Raw genomic sequence first — 18,050 nt, forward strand, 5'->3', positions numbered from 1 at the left:
ACCTTCGTTTCCGAGTTGACACACTATCGAGCGAAGTCGTGGCAAACTTTCTCCTACAGCCGGGTGACCCTGCCGCAATCGTCACCGGGCCGGAGAGAAGGCGGACTAGTGACGGAGTGGCTGAACCCGGTCGAAGGACGGGCCTGGCGCGCGGTGGTCGCACTGCTCAACCGTTTGCCGGGGGCACTGGACACCGACCTGCAGCGGGAATCCGGCGTGACCCATTTCGAGTACTGGGTGCTCACCCTGCTCTCGGAGGCGCCGGATCGCCGGCTGCAGATGAGCGAACTCGCGCAGCGGGCAAATTCATCGCTATCGAGACTTTCGCATGTGGTCTCGAAGTTGGAGCGAATGGGCTGGGCCCGGCGTACCGCCACCACCGGGCGCCGCGGTGTCCTGGCCCTGCTCACCGAGGAGGGGCACCAGAAGGTCGTGGAGGCCGCTCCCGGCTATATGGACGTGGTGCGCCGACTGGTGTTCGACGGGCTCGACGCCCAGCAAACCGAGGCCCTGGCCGATCTCGGCGATACGCTCACCACCCATCTGAGCACCGTGCTCGGCCGCGCAGCCCAGTGATCCCGGACGAACCCGGATCCCCCCGAGGGCGGATCGAGCGCTCCATGGCCGGAGTGCTCCGCGGACCGCGTCCGGCGGGACAGTGCGCACCGGCCCCGGACCGCGCCGTTCGTCACCCGGAGAACGACACCGGTTCGGATCTTTCCGGTCCGGCGCCCGCGCCGGCCCCCGGGATCCGCGCCGCGTAGCACTCGCGGTAATCAGCCGGCCGCCCACGCGAAGTAGCCCGCGGCAGCCACGGCCGACGCCAGGAAGCCGGCCGGAAAAGCGATATTGTGCAGCACTCCCGCCCGTATATGGACGGCTACCGCTCCCACGAAGAACAGCACCAGTCCGAGGGCGGCGGCCAGTCCCACAGTTCGCAGGCCGAACAGGCCCGCCACCAGCCCGGCGACCCCCGCGCCTTCGAGCAGCGCGAGATACGGGATCCACCGCGCCGCCACTCCTACCTCGGCAGAGTTTTGCACCACGAACCGCGCGCGAACGGCTTTACCGGCCACCTCGGCGGCGTTGGCCAGCACGCAGAAGAGGGTCGCGACGAGCAGCGCGACCTCGACCGCCCCGGTCACCGGGCGTACCGGCCCGGCACCGCGGCCTGCCGCGGTAGCACCGGGCCGCCGGTCCACCCGGCGATCTTCGCCGAGAACTCCCGGGCGGCCGGGATCCCGGGGAGCGGGTTCGCCTCGTTGCCCCGCAGGATCAGCCCGAATTCGGGTTCGCCGCCCGGCCTCATCGCGGTGTAGCCGATGCCACCGGCGCCGGCCGCGGCGACCGCGGCGAACAACTCCGTGACGGCACCCTCGACTTCCGGTATCCGATCCGGCCGGGTGGCGAATCGGAGGACTTGTACGCTCATATCTGTCTCCTCGGGGCATATCACGTCGGGTCGGCTCTCACCCCTCCTGACGTCCGCCCCGCCCGAAAGGTGACCTGCCCGTGGAAATCGTCGAGAAATTCGAGGCGGCCCGGCCGCGACTGCTCTCGGTGGCGCACCGGATACTCGGCTCGTATCACGACGCCGAGGACGCGGTGCAAACCGCCTGGACCCGGGTGCAGGCGGCGGACCTGTCCGAGGTGGCCGAGCCGGACGCCTGGTTCACCACCGTGACCGCCCGGTTGTGCCTGGACCAGCTCCGGGCCCGGGAGCGGCGCGGCGAACTCCCCCTGCTGCTCGACGACATCCCCGGCGAGCAGGCCGGTGCCGACGAGACCTTTCTCCGCCGCGAAGAGGTGTCGCGGGCGCTGCTCGTCGTACTCGGCGAACTCTCCCCCGGCCAGCGCGTGGCCTATGTCCTGCACGATCTCTTCGCCGTCCCGTTCGACCTGATCGCCCGCGTGCTCGATTCGAATACCGCGGCGGCGAAGAAACTGGCCAGCCGTGCCCGCGCCCGCATCGGCGCCGACAGGTCCGCCGAATCCGATCCTGCTGCCGCCGATTCCGGAACCGCCGCTCATCTCGATATCGTCGAAGCGTTCCTGGCCGCGGCGCGGGGCGGGGATATCGCCCGTCTCGTCACGCTGCTGGCACCCGATGCCGTCCGGACGGCCGATCCGCTCCTGCTCCCCCCGGTGGCACCCACCGACGTGCACGGTGCCGGGGCGATCGCCGAGGAGACCCGCTTCTTCGCCGGCCGGATCGCGGTGGCGACCCCGGTTTTCGTGGCGGGGGCGCCCGGGGCGGTCATCGCGCCGGGCGGTCACCCGTTCGCGCTCATCCGCTTCCGATTCCGGGAGGAACTCGTCTCCGGAATCGAGATCGCGCGCTACACGACGGGGTCGGTATCCCCGGCCGGTACGCGGTGAGCGCTGCGGCGTCAGGCCTGTTCGGCCGGGAGCAGGACGTCGGTATCGAAGCAGGTGTGGGTGCCGGTGTGGCAGGCCGCACCCTGCTGGTCGACCACGAGCAGCACGGTATCCCCGTCGCAGTCCAGCCGGACCTCGTGCACATACTGGGTATGCCCGGAGGTTTCCCCCTTGACCCAGTACTGCCGGCGCGAGCGCGAATAGTAGGTGGCGCGGCGGGTTTCCAGGGTGCGGGCCAGCGCTTCGTCGTCCATCCACGCCATCATGAGCACATCGCCGGTCGCGCGCTCCTGGGCGACGGCGGCCACCAGGCCGTCATCGTTGCGTTTGAGCCGCGCCGCGATCGCCGGATCCAGGGCCATCAGCGCACCACCAGATCGTTCGCGCGCAGGGCATCCTTGACCTGCGGAATCGTCAGGTCCCCGAAGTGGAAAACGCTGGCGGCCAGGACGGCGTCCGCTCCCGCCTCGACCGCGGGCGCGAAATGCTCGACCGCGCCGGCACCGCCCGAGGCGATCACCGGGATCGAGACGGCGGCCCGCACGGCGCGGATCATCGGCAGATCGAAACCGGTTTTGGTGCCGTCGGCGTCCATCGAGTTGAGCAGGATCTCGCCCACGCCGAGTTCGGCTCCGCGCTCGGCCCATTCCACCGCGTCGATCCCGGTACCGCGGCGGCCGCCGTGTGTGGTGACCTCCCAGCCGGACGGCGTATCGGGTTCGCCGGCGGGCACGGTGCGGGCGTCGACCGACAGCACGATGCACTGCGACCCGAACCGCTGCGACATCTCGTGCAGCACCTCGGGCCGGGCGATGGCGGCGGTGTTCACCGAGACCTTGTCCGCGCCCGCGCGCAGCAGCCGGTCCACATCGTCGACCGTGCGGACGCCGCCGCCGACGGTGAGCGGGATGAAGATCTGCTCGGCGGTCCGGGTGACCACGTCGAACATGGTGGCGCGGTCCCCGCTGGAGGCGGTGACGTCGAGGAAGGTGAGTTCGTCGGCGCCCTGGGCGTCGTAGGCGGCGGCGAGCTGGACCGGGTCACCGGCATCGCGCAGGTTCTGGAAGTTGACGCCTTTGACCACCCGGCCCGCATCGACGTCCAGGCAGGGGATGACGCGCGTCGCCAGGGTCATGGATTCTCCCTAGTAGCCGGTACAGGTGATCGGCGGAGGCCGCAGCGTGGGCGGAGGTATCGCATCACCGCTGCTCCGTACTTCTGTCGGGCGCGGCCGCATCGATATCGCCGCCGGGGGCGCCGGGGATCCCGCCCGCGGGGGCTGTATCGCGGTCGTCGCCGACCGGGGCGGCCGCGGCGCCGCGGGTCGCGGCGATCATATCCAGCAGTTCGGCATGGATCCCCGGGGCGGCAGCCAGCACCGAGCCGGATTCGATGGTCCACTCGGCGCCTTCGAGGTCGGTGACGATGCCGCCCGCGCAGCGCACCATGAGGGCGCCCGCCGCGTTGTCCCACGGATGGTGGCCGAAAACGATGGCACCGCCCAGTGTGCCGTCGGCGGTGAAGGCCAGGTCGATACCGGTCGAACCGTGCATGCGCACGCGCGAGGACAACCGGCTCAGCGCACCGAGCACCCGGTGGCGGAACAGCCCCGGGACGCGGCCGGAGGATTCGATGTTGAAGGCGCCGAACCCGATCATCGCCTCGTCGAGCACGCCTGCGGGCAGCGGCGGCTGCGCCACCCCGTCCACCAGCAGCGGCCCACCGGCGAGGGCGGCGTAGCGGCGGTCCAGCGGCGGGAACCAGGCCATCCCGAGAACCGGCTCCCCGTCCCGGACCAGCGCGAGCAGGGTGCCGGTGAGCGGATGCGCGTTCGAATAGTTGAAGGTGCCGTCGATGGGGTCCAGTACCCAGGCGGTGCCGCTGGTGAGGGCCGGGCCGCCGAATTCCTCGCCGTGCACCTCGATGCCCGTCCGAGCCTGTAATTGCTCCGAGATGGTGCGCTCGAGTTCCAGATCGAGTTCGGTGGCGAAATCCCGCGACCCCTTCGCGACGGCGCTCGGTGCGCCGAGACCTTCGAGGAATCGGTCACCGACACCGTCGAGCACCTCGGCCGCCGTGGTCAGCAGTCCGGCCAGTTCGGTCTCTGCCCTGGTCATCGCCTCGGCTCCCGGATTGTCGCGATCGGTGTGCTGCGGTGCCCGCGCATCGTCAACGGACGGCGGCCAGCGCCTCGGGCAGGGTGAACCGGCCCGCGTACAGGGCTTTGCCCACGATCGCGCCTTCCACACCCTCGGGCACGAGTTCGGCGATCGCGGTGAGATCGGCCAGGGCCGACACCCCGCCGGAGGCGATCACCGGCGCTTCGGTGGCCATACAGACCTCGCGCAGCAGGTCGAGGTTCGGCCCGGTGAGGGTGCCGTCCTTGGTGACATCGGTGACGACATAGCGGGAGCAGCCGTCGCGTTCCAGCCGTTCCAGCACCTCCCACAGATCCCCGCCGTCGCTGACCCAGCCGCGGCCGCGCAACCGGTAGTCGCCGTCGACGATCTGCACGTCCAGCCCGACCGCCACCCGTTCCCCGTATTCGGCGATGGCCCGGGCGCACCACTGCGGATCCTCGAGGGCGGCGGTGCCCAGGTTCACCCGGGCGCAGCCGGTGGCCATCGCGGCCTTCAGCGATTCGTCGTCGCGGATCCCGCCGGACAGTTCGACGGCGACATCCAGTTCGCCCACTACCCGGGCGAGCAGTTCCCGATTGGACCCGCGGCCGAACGCCGCGTCCAGATCCACCAGATGCACCCATTCGGCCCCGGCGTCCTGCCATGCGAGGGCGGCGTCGCGGGGCGAACCGTAACTGGTTTCACTGCCCGCCGCGCCCTGTACCAGGCGGACGGCCTCTCCATTGGCGACATCGACAGCGGGCAGCAGCACAAGACTCACTCGCAACAGCGTAATAGCCCGGGGTTCGCCCGCGCCGCCCGCCCGGTCGCGAGTCGGCGCCGCCGGCGGTCCGCGCCGGGGCCGTGGCGGCGTTAAGTGATATCACCCACTGACCCGGTCGGAGGGCCCGCTACACTCGTCGGCGAACGCGTGAAGGTCACGGACGCGTTACGCGTGAACTGTCACCGACGCGTGATGCGAAAGGGCACCGACGCGGAATGTCACGATTTCGAGAAGGTTCGGAGTAGGCGCCATCGATACCGGTCAGATGATCGCGGATCACTACCGCCTGGTCGAGCAGATCGGTAGCGGCGGCACAGGCGTGGTCTGGCGTGCCGTCGACGAGCGTCTGCAACGGTCGGTGGCGATCAAGCAGATCCATATCAAGCCGAGTCTGCCGCCCGCCGAGCGCGATGTGCTGCGCCAGCGTGCGAGCCGGGAGGCCCGGAACGCGGCCCGTTTCCAGCATCCGAACGCCATCGTGGTCTTCGATATCACCGAGCACGGCGGCGATCCGTGCCTGGTGATGGAGTACATGAAGTCGCGCAGCCTGGCACAGGTGCTGTCGTCGCAGGGTCCGCTACCGCTACCGCAGGTCGCGCGGATCGGCGAACAGGTGGCCGCGGCGCTCATCGCGGCGCATCAGGCCGGGATCGTGCACCGGGATGTGAAACCGGGCAATGTACTGCTCGACGACCACGGCACCGTCAAGATCACCGATTTCGGTATCTCCCGGGCCACCGGTGATGTAACCCTCACCGAAACCGGGTTGATCTGCGGCACGGCCGCCTATCTGGCCCCCGAGGTCGCGCGCGGCGCCGATCCGACGCCGGCCGCTGATGTGTTCGCGCTGGGCGCGACGCTGTTCCACGCGCTGGAGGGCGAACCGCCCTTCGGCTCCGGTAACCCGCTCAAGGTGCTCTACGCGGCGGCCAACGGCCAGGTGAGCGAACCGCAGAACGCCGGGCCGGCCACCGATTTCCTGCTCGATCTGCTGGAGGCCGATCCGCGGCTGCGGCCCACCATGCAGGAGGCCCGCGAGCAACTGTCCCGCTTCGCCGGTTTCCCGGGCGCGAGCGCGGAGCATGTCGGGTTCGTACCGGCGCGCGAAGCCTTCGACCGCAACGGTCACGATCGCAACGGGCACGCCGGCGGCGCCGCGGTGAGCACGATGGAATCCCCTGCACCCGGCCGCACCCGGGGCCCGGCACCCGCCCCGCGCCGGCGTCCCGACCCCACCGACGACCACGACGGATACGACACCCGGCCGCCGCGCCGGGCGCCGAATCATCCCCCCACCACCACCCAGCCCGTCGCCGGGGGCTCGGGCTCGGGTAACGGTGGTGTCCGGCGGGCGGTGCTCATCGGCGGTATCGCGGGCGCCGCGGTGGTCGGCGGTGTGCTGTGGTTCAGTTCGTCGGATTCCGGCGACGACAGCCCCGCCCGGGCCGATACGTCGGTGAGCTCCACCGCGCCGCGTGCCTCCGACACCACGGCGGCCACGAGCCCGGCGCTGGGTTCCACGCCGAGCAGTGGCCAGGTCGAATGGGTGCAGGCGGGCCAGTTGCTGGAGCAGTTCTACCTGGATCCCGCGGGGTCGTGGTCGCTGCTGACGCCGGCCGCCCAGCAGGTCTACGGCAGTCAGGCGGAGTACGAGCAGTACTGGTCGACGCGCACCGTGGAGAGCTTCAACCGGATCGAGGCCTTCAAGGGCAACAATCCGGACGGGTCGGTCGATATGCGCGTGAACAACCTCAGCTACGGCGGACAGACCCGCAATCCCACACTGCGGGTGGTGAATTCGGGCGGCCGGCTGCTAATCGACAGCGATACCCGCTGACCCGTAACCGATCCCGGCGCGCCGGGGCCGGGTTAGGGTGTGCGGCATGGATATTCGTGGGATGCTCGCCGCCGAGCGAGCCGAGCTGACCGCGCTCCTGCGAGACCTGTCCGACGCGGAGTGGGACGCACCCACGCTGTGCACCGGCTGGCGGGTGCGTGACCTGATCGGACATCTGCGCTACGACGCGATCACCCTGTCCGAGTACTTCGGGATCGCGGTGCGCCACCGCTTCTCCATCGACGGCGTCAACAACGCCATGGCCGCGGAGGGGTCGCGCCGGACACCGGTGGAACTGCTGGCCGAATTCGAATCTGCCCCGCGGACCGTCTCGCGGCTGTGGCCGCGCCTCGGACTGGCCGATCTGCTGGTCCATCAGCAGGACATCCGCCGCCCGCTGGGCCGGCACCGCGAAATCCCCGCCGACCGGCTGCGCGCCGTACTCGACCGGCCCGACCCGTTCGCGCGCCCCTGGCGCCTCACCAAGGGGTTACAGTTCGTCGCGACAGATTTCGACTGGGTCAAGGGTTCCGGGCCGGTGGTCCGGGGCCGCGGCGAAGCGCTAGCGTTGGCCATGGTGGGCCGGCCGGTGGTCCTCGGTGAACTCGAGGGCGAAGGAGTCCCGGAACTACGTCGCCGCTGCAGCTGAACATCCGAAGTCCGCTTCATCGATGGGAGACGTGCAGATGACCGATTCGCCACTCGCCGCGATGGCGGCGATGATCGGTGAATGGAGGACAACCACCGACAGGTACCCCGACGTCGTCGGGCGGACGACCATCGAGTGGCTGGCCGGCGAGGCCTTCCTGCTGGTGCGCTACACGGTGCCCGAGGCGGGTATCGAACGGCTGTGGGCCATGGGGGTCGACGACGCCTATCCCGAGCGGCTGAAGGTCCTGCAGTACGACAGCAACGGTGAGCGCCGGATCTTCAACGGGGCCGTCACCGGGCCGCTGTGGCGGGTCTGGCGCGACGCGCCGGGCGATTCACAACGCCTGACCGGCAACCTCGACGAGACCCAGAACACACTCCGCGCCACCTGGGAGCGCTCGGAATCCGAATTGGACCCGCGCACCTGGGAACACGAGCTGGATATCATCTTCACCCGCATCACCTGAGGCGGACCACACCGATAACCGGTGGTATGGGCCCGTTAGGCTGGTCGGTGTCAACTCGGACAGCCGGACAAGGACCGATACCACCATGACTTCCCGTATCGAGCTCGCGCGCGTCGATCTGCGCGGCCGCACGCCCACCACCGCGCAGTTGCGCACCGCGCTGCCGCGCGGCGGGGTCGATGTGGACTCGGTACTGCATCAGGTCCGGCCGGTGGTCGAGGCGGTCCGCGATCGCGGCGCGGTCGCGGCCCTGGAATTCGGCGCGACATTCGACGGCGTCACCCCTGCCACCGTGCGCGTACCGGCGGCGGAACTGGCCGCGGCACTCGACGGGCTGGATCCCGCGGTGCGAGCGGCACTCGAGGTCGCCATCGAACGCACCCGGGTGGTACACGCCGATCAGCGGCGTACCGACACCACCACCGAGGTGGTACCCGGTGGCACCGTCACCGAACGCTGGGTGCCCGTGGAGCGGGTCGGCCTGTACGTGCCCGGCGGTAACGCCGTCTATCCGTCGAGCGTCGTGATGAACGTCGTGCCCGCCCAGGCCGCGGGGGTGGAATCACTGGTGGTGGCCTCGCCACCACAGGAGCAGTTCGGCGGGCTGCCGCATCCCACCATCCTGGCCGCGGCGCATCTGCTCGGGGTCGAGGAGGTGTGGGCCGTCGGCGGGGCGCAGGCGGTCGCGCTGCTGTCCTACGGCGGTACCGATACCGACGGCGCCGCGCTGGCGCCGGTCGATCTGATCACCGGGCCGGGCAATATCTACGTCACCGCCGCCAAGCGCCTGTGCCGCGGCCTGGTCGGCATCGACGCCGAGGCCGGTCCCACCGAGATCGCGATCCTGGCCGATGCCACCGCCGATCCGGTGCATGTGGCCGCCGATCTGATCAGCCAGGCCGAACACGATGTGCTGGCCGCGAGCGTACTGGTCACCGATAGTGCCGCGCTGGCCGACGCGGTCGACAAGGCGCTGACCACCCAGCTGGCCGTGGTGAAACACGCCGACCGGGTCACCGCGGCGCTCACCGGCACCCAGTCCGGCACCGTACTGGTCGACGATATCGACCAGGGTCTGCGGGTCGTGAACGCCTACGCCGCCGAACACCTGGAGATCCAGACCGCGAACGCGTCCGCCGTCGCCGCCCGGGTCCGCAGCGCGGGCGCGATCTTCGTCGGCCCGTACGCCCCGGTGAGTCTCGGCGACTACTGCGCCGGGTCCAATCACGTACTGCCGACCGCCGGCTGCGCCCGGCATTCGTCCGGGCTGAGCGTGCAGACCTTCCTGCGCGGTATCCACGTCGTGGAATACACCGAGGCGGCGTTGAAGGACGTCGCCGGGCATGTGGTGGCGCTGGCCGATGCCGAGGATCTGCCCGCGCACGGGCAGGCCGTGCGGGCGCGTTTCGAGGCGCTGTCGTGAGCGCCGCCCTCCCCGCCCAGGCGGTGCCCGGCGCCGGTATCGGCCTCGACGACCTGCCGCTGCGGGAGAACCTGCGCGGTAAATCCCCGTACGGCGCACCGCAACTCACCGTCCCGGTACAGCTCAACACCAACGAGAACCCGCATCCGCCGACGCGGGCGCTGGTCGAGGATGTAGCCGAAGCCGTCCGCGCCGCGGCCGCCGAGCTGCACCGCTACCCCGACCGCGACGCCGTCGCGCTACGCGCCGACCTCGCCGCCTACCTCACCCGCCAGACCGGGGTCCCGGTGGACGCGGCAAATGTGTGGGCGGCCAACGGTTCCAATGAAATTCTGCAGCAGCTGCTGCAGGCCTTCGGCGGGCCGGGCCGGCGGGCACTCGGCTTCGTCCCGTCGTATTCGATGCATCCGATCATCTCCGAGGGCATCGACACCGAATGGGTCGAGGCGAAACGCTCCGCCGATTTCTCCCTCGATATCGACGCCGCGCTGGCCGCCATCGCCGAACGCCGGCCCGATGTGGTGTTCGTGACCAGCCCGAACAACCCGACCGGGCACAGTATCCCGGCCGCCGACCTGGCCCGGATCCTGGATGCCGCACCCGGGATCGTGATCGTGGACGAGGCCTACGGGGAGTTCTCCGCACAGCCCAGCGCCCTCGGCCTCATCGACCGCTATCCGGCCAAACTGGTTGTCAGCCGGACGATGAGCAAAGCCTTCGCCTTCGCCGGCGGCCGCCTCGGCTATCTCGTCGCCGCGCCCGCGGTGATCGACGCGCTGCTGCTGGTCCGGCTGCCGTACCACCTGTCGGTGGTCACCCAGGCCGCGGCCCGCGCCGCGCTGCGCCACGCCGGCGAGACTCTCGCGAGCGTCGCCGAACTGGCCGCCCAGCGCGACCGGGTGGCCCGCGCGCTCACCGGACTGGGTTTCACCGTGGTACCCAGCGACGCGAACTTCCTGCTGTTCGGGACATTCCGCGACGCTCCCCGCGCCTGGCAGCACTATCTCGACGAGGGTGTGCTGATCCGCGATGTCGGGATCGGCGGCCATCTGCGGGTCACCATCGGCCTGGCCGCCGAGAACGACGAATTCCTGCGGGTCAGCGCGAAACTGGCCGCCACCGAACTGATCAGCTGAACCGACGACGGAAGTGAGCATGAACCGAACCGCGCGAGTGGAGCGCACCACCAAGGAATCCCGCATCGTGGTGGAGTTGAACCTGGACGGCACCGGGCAGACCGATATCGCCACCGGGGTGCCGTTCTACGACCATATGCTCACCGCGCTCGGCACCCACGCCAGTTTCGACCTCACCGTACGCGCCGACGGCGATATCGAGATCGAAGCGCACCACACGGTCGAGGACACCGCCATCGTGTTCGGTCAGGCGCTCGGGCAGGCGCTGGGTGACAAGAAGGGCATCCGCCGGTTCGGTGACGCCTACATCCCGATGGACGAAACCCTGGCGCACGCCGCCGTAGACGTCTCCGGGCGCCCCTACTGCGTGCACACCGGAGAACCCGATCATCTCTTGCATGCCGTGATCCCGGGTGCGCCGGTACGCGGTCGCAACGACCCCGGCGCACCGTACTCGACGGTGCTCAACCGGCACGTCTTCGAATCGATCGCGCTCAACGCCCGGATCGCGCTGCACGTCCGGGTGCTCTACGGCCGCGATCAGCATCATGTCACCGAAGCCGAATACAAGGCGGTCGCCCGGGCACTGCGTGCGGCCGTCGAACCCGACCCCCGGGTACAGGGCGTCCCGTCGACCAAGGGTGCGCTGTGAGGCGGTCGGTACCGTCGCCGGGTGCCCTCGCCGCGGGGCGGGCAGCCGGGCCCGGGGACCCGCTGCACCGCCGGACGCACGGACTGCGGCCCGGCAAGGATTTGCGAGCCCCCGGCCGCGCCCGACCGCCTGTATCGCTTGTGAAGGAGACGCCGTGACCTCGGTGGTTCTGCTGGACTACGGATCCGGCAATCTGCATTCCGCCGAACGCGCGCTGGTCCGCGCGGGTGCGCGGGTCGAGGTGACCGCCGACCCCGAGGCCGCCCTCGCCGCGGACGGTCTCGTGGTGCCCGGTGTCGGCGCCTTCGCGGCCTGTATGGCGGGTCTGCGGGCGGTGCGCGGCGAACGCATCATCGGTCAGCGGCTGGCCGGCGGTCGCCCGGTGCTGGGAATCTGCGTGGGGATGCAGATCCTGTTCGAGCGCGGCGTGGAATTCGGGGTGGAAACCGAGGGCTGCGGGGAATGGCCCGGCACCGTCGACAAACTCGAGGCCCCGGTGCTTCCGCATATGGGCTGGAATACGGTCGAGGCGCCCGCGGACAGTGTGCTGTTCGCCGGGATGGACCCGGGCACCCGCTTCTACTTCGTGCACACCTACGCCGCGCGATCGTGGGAACTCCCGCCCAGCGACCATCTCGCCGCCCCCAAGCTCACCTGGGCCGAACACGGCAGCCGTTTCCTGGCCGCCGTCGAGAACGGCGCGCTCTCGGCCACCCAGTTCCACCCCGAGAAATCGGGAGATGCGGGCGCGCAGCTGCTGTCCAACTGGATCAAATCGCTCTGAACTCCCGCACCGGAGATCGCCGGCCGCAGCGTCGGCCACCACGAACTCCTCCGCGAGACCGTGTGGGGTCGCCCGTCGGCTCGGCTTACCGTCGGTTACCTGTATCCGCCCGTGTCGGCGGGGTAAGAGCAACCCCTTCACAGTCGCGGGGGAGTTTCACACGCCGAGCGGTGAGGGTGCAGGCGTCGAACTGTCGGCCGGCACGGGGTACCGGGTGCCTATCCGGTACCCCGTGCTCGACCGGGCGAGGGCTGTACGGATTACGCCGCGCATTTCGCGTTCGGCGGAGCCGGTGGCACGGCGACAACACCCGCGGCGACATCGACCAGGTAGTCGCGGTTGCCGTCGACCGGTTCGGTGCCCAGCAGCAGGCGTTCCACGACGCAGCCCGCTTCGAACAGCACGGGGCCGACATTGTGGCGACCGGGTTCGACCACTCCGTGCAAGGTGCGCCCGCTGACGATCGAGTACATCGTGCTCGGTTTCCCGGCCAGCATGAGGGCGGCACGCATCTGCATACTGGCCGCATACGGCACCACCTCGTCGGCGGTGCCGTGGACCAGGAACGCGTGCCGGATACCCATCCGCCCGGCTTGTAGTGCGGGCGACCGTTCGGCGTAGGCGAGCGGGCAGGCCAGCGGGACGCAGCCGCCGGCGTCGCGCTGGATCTGTGCCTGCAGGGCCGGGTAGTCGGCGGCGGGGCCCTGAAAGTGCGTGAACAGGTTCGAGGGGCCGAAGGTGTCGACCCAATAGTCGAACAACCCGGCGGGCCCGTAGGCGGCGGCCAGGCCCGAGGTCATCGCGCCCTGACTCCACCCCCACAGCACGGTCCGCGCGACTCCGGGATGCGTGCTCTTGTACCACTGGGTGGCCGCCACCAGATCGCGCCATCCGGCCCACAGATTCCATTCGCCGGTCGGCCACTGCGGGCTGCCGCGCAGGTCCATCGACAGGACCGGGGTCGCGGTGCGCGCCGCGATCGATATCAGGTATTCGGCGTACTGGGCCGCGGAACCGTTGTGCCCGTGCGCGGCCACCACCAGGGCATTGCCGACCGCACAACCACGCGGTTCGTACACCAGCCCGGTGGCCTGTTCACCGTCGACCTGCAGCGAGACCGGGCGCGTCTGCACCGAGCAGGTGCCGGTCGCGGCCGCGGGCGCCGCCGCCAGCAGGGTTGCCGTCAACGCCGGGAGCAGCAACCCGGCCAGATAGCTCAGTGCGCGTCTGCTCATGAGTCGAGTTTTCCACGCTCGGGGTGGTGGAAGCGGGAACCCGGCTGGGCCCGTCGGCAATTCGCGCGTCGCACAGTGCCGGCGCACGCGCAGGCAACTCCCCGGCCACCCAGGGCATCACATACTCCGGCACGGCACGACACGGCACGGGGCGGCACACGGCACGGCACGGGGCGGAGCGACCGACGCCACGCGCCCCGGCGGCGAGTTCCTGCCGACCTTGATCCCGGCGCCGACGCTGCGCGTCCTGCCCACCTTCCTGCTGGTGTGTCGCCCTGCGCCGCGACCGCTGGCCCCTGCCGTACGCCGCGAATACGGTCGGCTGCCGGGACGAGGCGGCGCTCCGCCCGATGTGTCGGAGGGCGCCGCTAACATCCGCCTCGTGTATGCCTTCTCCACAGCGCAGCGACGGGCCCGGATCGGGGTCCGGCACCGGCTCGCGACCGAGTACCGCAGCGACGATGCCACCGAGATCGCGCGCTCCGTGGTGGTATTGCACGCCACCGATCCGGCGACGGTGCACCTTTCGGTCGCCGCCCGCGGCCGCGCGATCGGCCCCACTCAGGTCGAGCGAGCCCTGTACGAGGACCGGTCGCTGCTGCGCATGCTGGCTATGCGGCGCACCATGTTCGTCACACCCGTCGAGCTGGCGCCGGTATTGCACGCCGCTTGCGGCACCGAATTGGCAGTGAAACAGCGGCGCACCTACGCGAAGTTCCTGGCGGAGGCCGGTATCGGCGGCGACGATCCGGAAGGGTGGCTGGCCGCGGTCGCCGAGGAAACCCATCGCGCGCTGCTGGCCCGGGGCAGCGCCACGGGTGCGCAGCTGAGCAAGGATGTCCCCGCATTGCGCACCCAGATCGATACGAGCCCCGGGAAGTCGTATTCCAAACCGACCTCCATCACCACCTGGGTGTTGTTACTGCTCGGCACCGAGGGCAGGATCGTGCGCGCCCGCCCGGGCGGCAGCTGGTCCAGCAGCCAATACACCTGGGCCCCAATCGAATCCTGGCTGCCGACACCGATCGATGAACTCGACGCCGAACACGCCCGCGTCGAACTGGTGCGCCGCTGGCTGGCGGCGTTCGGCCCCTCCCCGATCGGCGATATCAAATGGTGGACGGGCTGGACTCTCGGGCAAGTCCGCAAGGCTTTGGCCCGGATCGATATGGTGGAGGTCGATCTCGACGGCAGCCCGGGAATCCTGCTCGCCGACGACCTCGACCAGGTGCCCACCCCGCAACCCTGGGCCGCGCTGCTACCCGCCCTGGACCCCACCCCGATGGGCTGGCAATCCCGCGAATGGTACCTGGGCGAACACCGGCTCCAACTGTTCGACCGCAACGGCAATATCGGGCCGAGTATCTGGTACGACGGCCGGATCGTCGGCGGCTGGGCTCAGCGCAAGGACGGCGAGATCGTCACCCGTCTCCTGGAAGACGTCGGCGCCGACGCCGAAGCCCTCATCGCTGCCGAAGCCGAACGCGCCGCGACCTGGTACGGCGATATCCGCCCGATTCCCCGGTTCCGCACCCCGCTGGAACGAGAACTCACCGCCTGATCGGCGCGCGGGTAGATTGTCGGGTATGCGAATCCGGACGTTCCGCCCGAGCGACCGGACGGCGTTGCAAGAGCTGGCCACGCGGGCCGCTCAGGGCTCGCCGACCGAAACGCTCTGGGGCCATCCGGAATCCGAGGCCGCGATCTATCTCGAGCCGTATATGGATCTCGAACCGGAGTCGTTGTTCCTGGCCGAAGCGGACGGCGAACTCCTCGGCTATCTCACCGGTTGTGTGGATACGGCGGCGTTCCCGAGCGAGGACGCCCGAATCGCGCACGCGATCCGCGCACACCGCCTGATCCTGCGCCGCCGACCGGCCGCTTTCTTCGCCCGCAGCGCGCTCGACGCCGCCGGGGCCGCACTGCGCCGCACACCGACCGCCGGGGAAATCCACGATCCGCGCTGGCCCGCGCATCTGCACATCAATGTCGCCCCCGAGGCCCGCGGCACCGGAGCTGCCGACGGTTTGATGCAGCACTGGTTCGAACGGCTCCGGTCGGTGGGTTCCCCCGGCTGCCACCTGCAGACCTTGGTCGAGAACACCAGGGCCGTACGGTTTTTCGAGCGCACAGGTTTCACTCCGCACGGACCGGCGGCGCTGGTTCCGGGGATGCGTTACCAGGGCCGCCGGGTGCACCAGCGGACAATGGTCCGCAGTTGCTGAGGGAGCACCCCACCCGCGATCGGAGCGGTCCAGGCTAGGATCCGGCACCCCGGGCCGCGTGGTCGTCGAGGATCCGGCCGAGCATGGTGACCAAGCTGCGCCGCTCGGCGGCGGACAACGCCGCCAGCAGATCCCGCTGGGCGCCGTCCAGCCTGCGATCCAGCTCGGCGAGGTGGTCGCGGCCGAGGCCGGCCAGCGTCACGATATTGCGGCGGCGGTCGTCGGGATCGGCGGTGCGCTCCACGAAACCCCTGCCGACCAGGTCGTTCAGTACCGCGACGATATCGCTGCGGTCGATTCCGGTGCGGCGGCCGAGGTCCGCCTGACCGGTGGCGCCGCCCTCACGCAGCGTCGTCAGCACCGCGTAGTGATGCCGGCGGGACCCCGTCCCGGCGAGTGCTTGCTCGGTGGCCCGGCCGGCTAGTACCGCCGTCTGGTCGATCAGTCGCATCGGCAGACTGCGCAGCCTACCCGCAGCCCCCTGGTGCGCGGCATCCATACCGGCAATCTAGCAAGCGGCCGTTGGCGTCACCCAGAATGTCCGGCGCCGCCCGGCATCACCGCATCCGGGCATCGAGACAGCTACCCCTGCAACGGCTTACGACGTCGGCCACGCCCTGGCGCCTGGTCGCCATCTGGCGGCAACAGCTGGCCGACAGCCACCGCGACCGCACACGCCCAGGCACCCCCAAGGCGACCACTCTGCCCGCGATCATCCCGCTGGTTGTCCACAACACCGCCGAAGGCAGGGCCTGGTCGGCGCCCACCGAACTGGCCGACCTGCTCGACCTCGACGACGAGGCCCGCGACGCCCTGGGCCCGTATCTGCCCCGGTTCCGGTTCCTGCTCGACGATATCGCCGCCCTCGATGTCGCCGCCCTGCGTGAACGCGACCTCACTCCCGCGGCCAGGGTGCTGCTGGTGCTGCAACGGATCGCACCCAAGAATCCGGCGCTGGGTCGCGATATGCTGGACTGGCTCGAAGACCTGCGCGCCCTGGAGTCCGGCCCGGACCCTCTCGGCGACTATCTGGCCGTTTTGACCTACCTCATGACGGTCAGCGAAACCCCCGAGGCCGACCTCGCGGCGGTATTCGAAGAACTGGGCCCGCGAGCGAAGGAGGCGATTGTGACCACAGCAGAGATCATCGAAGCTCGCGGCGAAGCCCGTGGCGAGGCCCGGGGCGAAGCACGCGGGCGCGCCGAAGCACTACTCGAGCTGATGACCGCCAAGTTCGGCCCGCTGCCGGCCTGGGTATCCCACCGCGTCCGGTCGGCAGACCCCGGCCAGGTCCGCGCGTGGACCACGCGGGTCCTTACCGCGAGCGACCTCGACGAAATGTTCACCTGAGGCCGGTCGGGTGATCACTCCGGCACGATAGCCCCGTCGTAGACACGGAGAAGGGCACGTCGGTCGCCGAGTGACGGCAGCCAGGTCGCCGCGGCGATTGGTCAGTTCACTGTCCACGGGGCGCGAAGCAGCGCCGCGATATCGGCGTCGGGAAGCTCGATATCGAAGACTTTCGCCAGCGTCTCCGGTATTTCCACGAGGTCCAGCTCGCGGGAGCGGCTGGAGCCGTCGGGGTGTTCGGTGGTCAGGGTGCGGCCGTCGAGGATGTGGTGGACGTCCGGGTGGAAGCGCTGGACGAACGGGCGCCGGGTGAACGGCGACCGCGGGGAGGTGGCGACGAAATGGTTGCCGACCTCGTAATCCACCCGGTACTGCGGCGCGAGGGTGAAGGTGTAGCGGTCCACCCACCCGTCCTTCGCGAACTGATGCAGCACCCACTGTTCGGTCTCCAGCTCGCCGTATTCGCGTGCCAGCCGGAACCGCCACTCCCCGAGCCTGAACTCCGCGGGACTGTCGACGAGCGCATACGGTTCGGCCGGTCCGGCCCCGAACCCCACATCCACCAGCCACACCCGGTCGTCGTCCCCGGTGGTGACCCGCAGCAACGCATGGGTGGCCGGCCGCAACCCACCCGACCCCATGGTCACCCGCCCGGACAATCCGGTGACCCCGAATCCGAAGCGCTCCAGCACCGCGGCGAACACGGTCACGTTCTCGTAGCAGTAGCCACCCCTCCGCTGCCGTAACAGCTTGTCCTGCAACGTTTCCAGGTCCAACGGCACCGGCCGCCCGAGCACCGCCTCCAGATTCTCGAACGGTATCGACGTCGTATGAGCGCCCACCAGCGCCCGCAGCGCAGCCAACGTAGGTGTCCGCGGCCCCGTGTACCCGATCCGGCGCAGATACAGCTCCAGATCCAGTTGCGCACCGTTCCAGCGATAGGCCTCGTCCGCAGACTTCGGCATGACACTCCCTTCACCAGGTATTTGCCACGAGCAACCGCCCCC

The 18,050-nt window shown here is 69.9% G+C and carries 21 protein-coding genes; 12 read left to right on the forward strand and 9 right to left on the reverse strand.

The genetic code is table 11. The features are described from left to right. Positions 1-108 precede the first annotated feature (108 nt). Positions 109-576 (forward strand): MarR family winged helix-turn-helix transcriptional regulator, encoded by a 468-nt coding sequence (locus tag ACQEVO_RS19995; protein WP_432915398.1) that lies wholly within the window; start codon positions 109-111, stop codon positions 574-576. A gap of 200 nt (positions 577-776) precedes the next feature. Here the strand turns inward: ACQEVO_RS19995 and ACQEVO_RS20000 are convergent, their stop codons facing one another. Beyond that, positions 777-1,145 (reverse strand): DoxX family protein, encoded by a 369-nt coding sequence (locus tag ACQEVO_RS20000; protein WP_432915400.1) that lies wholly within the window; start codon positions 1,143-1,145, stop codon positions 777-779. Continuing rightward, the gene (locus ACQEVO_RS20005) at positions 1,142-1,432 is read right to left on the reverse strand and encodes a hypothetical protein (RefSeq protein ID WP_432915402.1); all 291 of its coding nucleotides are present in this window, start codon (positions 1,430-1,432) and stop codon (positions 1,142-1,144) included. Before ACQEVO_RS20005 ends, ACQEVO_RS20000 begins: the two co-directional genes overlap by 4 nt. A gap of 80 nt (positions 1,433-1,512) precedes the next feature. Here ACQEVO_RS20005 and ACQEVO_RS20010 point away from each other — a divergent pair, with 80 nt between their 5' ends. Beyond that, the gene (locus ACQEVO_RS20010) at positions 1,513-2,379 is read left to right on the forward strand and encodes a sigma-70 family RNA polymerase sigma factor (RefSeq protein WP_432915404.1); all 867 of its coding nucleotides are present in this window, start codon (positions 1,513-1,515) and stop codon (positions 2,377-2,379) included. A gap of 11 nt (positions 2,380-2,390) precedes the next feature. On the opposite strand, the gene hisI is transcribed toward ACQEVO_RS20010, so the two are convergent. From hisI to priA, 4 genes are all read right to left on the reverse strand, one after another. Next, the gene (hisI, locus tag ACQEVO_RS20015; protein WP_432915406.1) at positions 2,391-2,741 is read right to left on the reverse strand and encodes a phosphoribosyl-AMP cyclohydrolase; all 351 of its coding nucleotides are present in this window, start codon (positions 2,739-2,741) and stop codon (positions 2,391-2,393) included. Beyond that, positions 2,741-3,514 (reverse strand): imidazole glycerol phosphate synthase subunit HisF, encoded by a 774-nt coding sequence (gene hisF / locus ACQEVO_RS20020; protein WP_432915408.1) that lies wholly within the window; start codon positions 3,512-3,514, stop codon positions 2,741-2,743. The genes hisI and hisF overlap by 1 nt, the downstream gene beginning before the upstream one ends. A 64-nt stretch (positions 3,515-3,578) precedes the next feature. Then, on the reverse strand, positions 3,579-4,496 hold the full coding sequence (locus ACQEVO_RS20025) for an inositol monophosphatase family protein (protein ID WP_432915410.1): 918 nt from the start codon (positions 4,494-4,496) through the stop codon (positions 3,579-3,581). Positions 4,497-4,548: 52 nt separating this feature from the next. Beyond that, a complete protein-coding gene (gene priA, locus ACQEVO_RS20030) occupies positions 4,549-5,280 on the reverse strand; it encodes a bifunctional 1-(5-phosphoribosyl)-5-((5-phosphoribosylamino)methylideneamino)imidazole-4-carboxamide isomerase/phosphoribosylanthranilate isomerase PriA (protein ID WP_280399127.1) in 732 nt (243 codons plus the stop codon). Positions 5,281-5,548: 268 nt separating this feature from the next. Here priA and ACQEVO_RS20035 point away from each other — a divergent pair, with 268 nt between their 5' ends. The 7 genes from ACQEVO_RS20035 (at position 5,549) to hisH (ending at position 12,233) form a co-directional block, all read left to right on the forward strand. Next, a complete protein-coding gene (locus ACQEVO_RS20035) occupies positions 5,549-7,120 on the forward strand; it encodes a serine/threonine-protein kinase (RefSeq protein WP_432915412.1) in 1,572 nt (523 codons plus the stop codon). A 46-nt stretch (positions 7,121-7,166) separates the two neighbouring features. Further along, complete coding sequence (locus ACQEVO_RS20040) at positions 7,167-7,769, forward strand: maleylpyruvate isomerase family mycothiol-dependent enzyme (protein ID WP_432915414.1); 603 nt, start codon at positions 7,167-7,169, stop codon at positions 7,767-7,769. Between the two features lie 37 nt (positions 7,770-7,806). Next, positions 7,807-8,238 carry a hypothetical protein gene (locus ACQEVO_RS20045; RefSeq protein WP_432915416.1) on the forward strand — a complete coding sequence of 144 codons (432 nt, stop codon included), beginning with the start codon at positions 7,807-7,809 and terminating at the stop codon, positions 8,236-8,238. Positions 8,239-8,323: 85 nt separating this feature from the next. Continuing rightward, a complete protein-coding gene (hisD, locus tag ACQEVO_RS20050) occupies positions 8,324-9,661 on the forward strand; it encodes a histidinol dehydrogenase (protein WP_432915418.1) in 1,338 nt (445 codons plus the stop codon). After that, positions 9,658-10,797 (forward strand): histidinol-phosphate transaminase, encoded by a 1,140-nt coding sequence (locus tag ACQEVO_RS20055; RefSeq protein WP_432915420.1) that lies wholly within the window; start codon positions 9,658-9,660, stop codon positions 10,795-10,797. Before hisD ends, ACQEVO_RS20055 begins: the two co-directional genes overlap by 4 nt. Positions 10,798-10,816: 19 nt before the next feature. After that, positions 10,817-11,449, forward strand: a complete 633-nt coding sequence (gene hisB, locus ACQEVO_RS20060) for an imidazoleglycerol-phosphate dehydratase HisB (protein ID WP_432915422.1) — start codon at positions 10,817-10,819, stop codon at positions 11,447-11,449. Positions 11,450-11,612: 163 nt separating this feature from the next. Beyond that, complete coding sequence (gene hisH / locus ACQEVO_RS20065; RefSeq protein ID WP_432922850.1) at positions 11,613-12,233, forward strand: imidazole glycerol phosphate synthase subunit HisH; 621 nt, start codon at positions 11,613-11,615, stop codon at positions 12,231-12,233. A gap of 260 nt (positions 12,234-12,493) precedes the next feature. Here the strand turns inward: hisH and ACQEVO_RS20070 are convergent, their stop codons facing one another. Further along, positions 12,494-13,468 carry an alpha/beta hydrolase family protein gene (locus ACQEVO_RS20070; protein WP_432915423.1) on the reverse strand — a complete coding sequence of 325 codons (975 nt, stop codon included), beginning with the start codon at positions 13,466-13,468 and terminating at the stop codon, positions 12,494-12,496. 382 nt (positions 13,469-13,850) lie between these two features. Between ACQEVO_RS20070 and ACQEVO_RS20075 the strand changes: the two genes are divergently transcribed. Then, positions 13,851-15,029, forward strand: a complete 1,179-nt coding sequence (locus tag ACQEVO_RS20075) for a winged helix DNA-binding domain-containing protein (RefSeq protein WP_432915424.1) — start codon at positions 13,851-13,853, stop codon at positions 15,027-15,029. A gap of 25 nt (positions 15,030-15,054) precedes the next feature. Next, positions 15,055-15,693 (forward strand): GNAT family N-acetyltransferase, encoded by a 639-nt coding sequence (locus ACQEVO_RS20080; protein WP_432915426.1) that lies wholly within the window; start codon positions 15,055-15,057, stop codon positions 15,691-15,693. 34 nt (positions 15,694-15,727) lie between these two features. On the opposite strand, the gene ACQEVO_RS20085 is transcribed toward ACQEVO_RS20080, so the two are convergent. Next, on the reverse strand, positions 15,728-16,192 hold the full coding sequence (locus ACQEVO_RS20085; RefSeq protein WP_432915428.1) for a MarR family winged helix-turn-helix transcriptional regulator: 465 nt from the start codon (positions 16,190-16,192) through the stop codon (positions 15,728-15,730). Between the two features lie 23 nt (positions 16,193-16,215). Between ACQEVO_RS20085 and ACQEVO_RS20090 the strand changes: the two genes are divergently transcribed. Further along, entirely contained in the window at positions 16,216-17,043 is an 828-nt protein-coding gene (locus tag ACQEVO_RS20090; RefSeq protein WP_432915430.1) for an Rpn family recombination-promoting nuclease/putative transposase, read from the forward strand. 101 nt (positions 17,044-17,144) lie between these two features. Here ACQEVO_RS20090 and ACQEVO_RS20095 read toward each other — a convergent pair whose 3' ends face one another. Then, positions 17,145-18,008 carry an arylamine N-acetyltransferase family protein gene (locus ACQEVO_RS20095; RefSeq protein ID WP_432915432.1) on the reverse strand — a complete coding sequence of 288 codons (864 nt, stop codon included), beginning with the start codon at positions 18,006-18,008 and terminating at the stop codon, positions 17,145-17,147. Between the last annotated feature and the right edge of the window lie 42 nt (positions 18,009-18,050).

Source organism: Nocardia sp. CA-290969 (assembly GCF_050936135.1).
Taxonomy (GTDB): domain Bacteria; phylum Actinomycetota; class Actinomycetes; order Mycobacteriales; family Mycobacteriaceae; genus Nocardia.

Bases quoted from the DNA above. Each gene is read 5' to 3' on its own strand.
- hisI (WP_432915406.1), bottom strand. From the start codon at position 2,741: ATGGCCCTGGATCCGGCGATCGCGGCGCGGCTCAAACGCAACGATGAC.
- hisD (WP_432915418.1), top strand. From the start codon at position 8,324: ATGACTTCCCGTATCGAGCTCGCGCGCGTCGATCTGCGCGGCCGCACG.
- hisB (WP_432915422.1), top strand. From the start codon at position 10,817: ATGAACCGAACCGCGCGAGTGGAGCGCACCACCAAGGAATCCCGCATC.
- ACQEVO_RS20080 (WP_432915426.1), top strand. From the start codon at position 15,055: ATGCGAATCCGGACGTTCCGCCCGAGCGACCGGACGGCGTTGCAAGAG.
- hisF (WP_432915408.1), bottom strand. From the start codon at position 3,514: ATGACCCTGGCGACGCGCGTCATCCCCTGCCTGGACGTCGATGCGGGC.
- ACQEVO_RS20095 (WP_432915432.1), bottom strand. From the start codon at position 18,008: ATGCCGAAGTCTGCGGACGAGGCCTATCGCTGGAACGGTGCGCAACTG.
- ACQEVO_RS20085 (WP_432915428.1), bottom strand. From the start codon at position 16,192: ATGGATGCCGCGCACCAGGGGGCTGCGGGTAGGCTGCGCAGTCTGCCG.
- ACQEVO_RS20005 (WP_432915402.1), bottom strand. From the start codon at position 1,432: ATGAGCGTACAAGTCCTCCGATTCGCCACCCGGCCGGATCGGATACCG.
- ACQEVO_RS20045 (WP_432915416.1), top strand. From the start codon at position 7,807: ATGACCGATTCGCCACTCGCCGCGATGGCGGCGATGATCGGTGAATGG.
- ACQEVO_RS20070 (WP_432915423.1), bottom strand. From the start codon at position 13,468: ATGAGCAGACGCGCACTGAGCTATCTGGCCGGGTTGCTGCTCCCGGCG.
- ACQEVO_RS20035 (WP_432915412.1), top strand. From the start codon at position 5,549: ATGATCGCGGATCACTACCGCCTGGTCGAGCAGATCGGTAGCGGCGGC.
- ACQEVO_RS20025 (WP_432915410.1), bottom strand. From the start codon at position 4,496: ATGACCAGGGCAGAGACCGAACTGGCCGGACTGCTGACCACGGCGGCC.
- ACQEVO_RS20040 (WP_432915414.1), top strand. From the start codon at position 7,167: ATGGATATTCGTGGGATGCTCGCCGCCGAGCGAGCCGAGCTGACCGCG.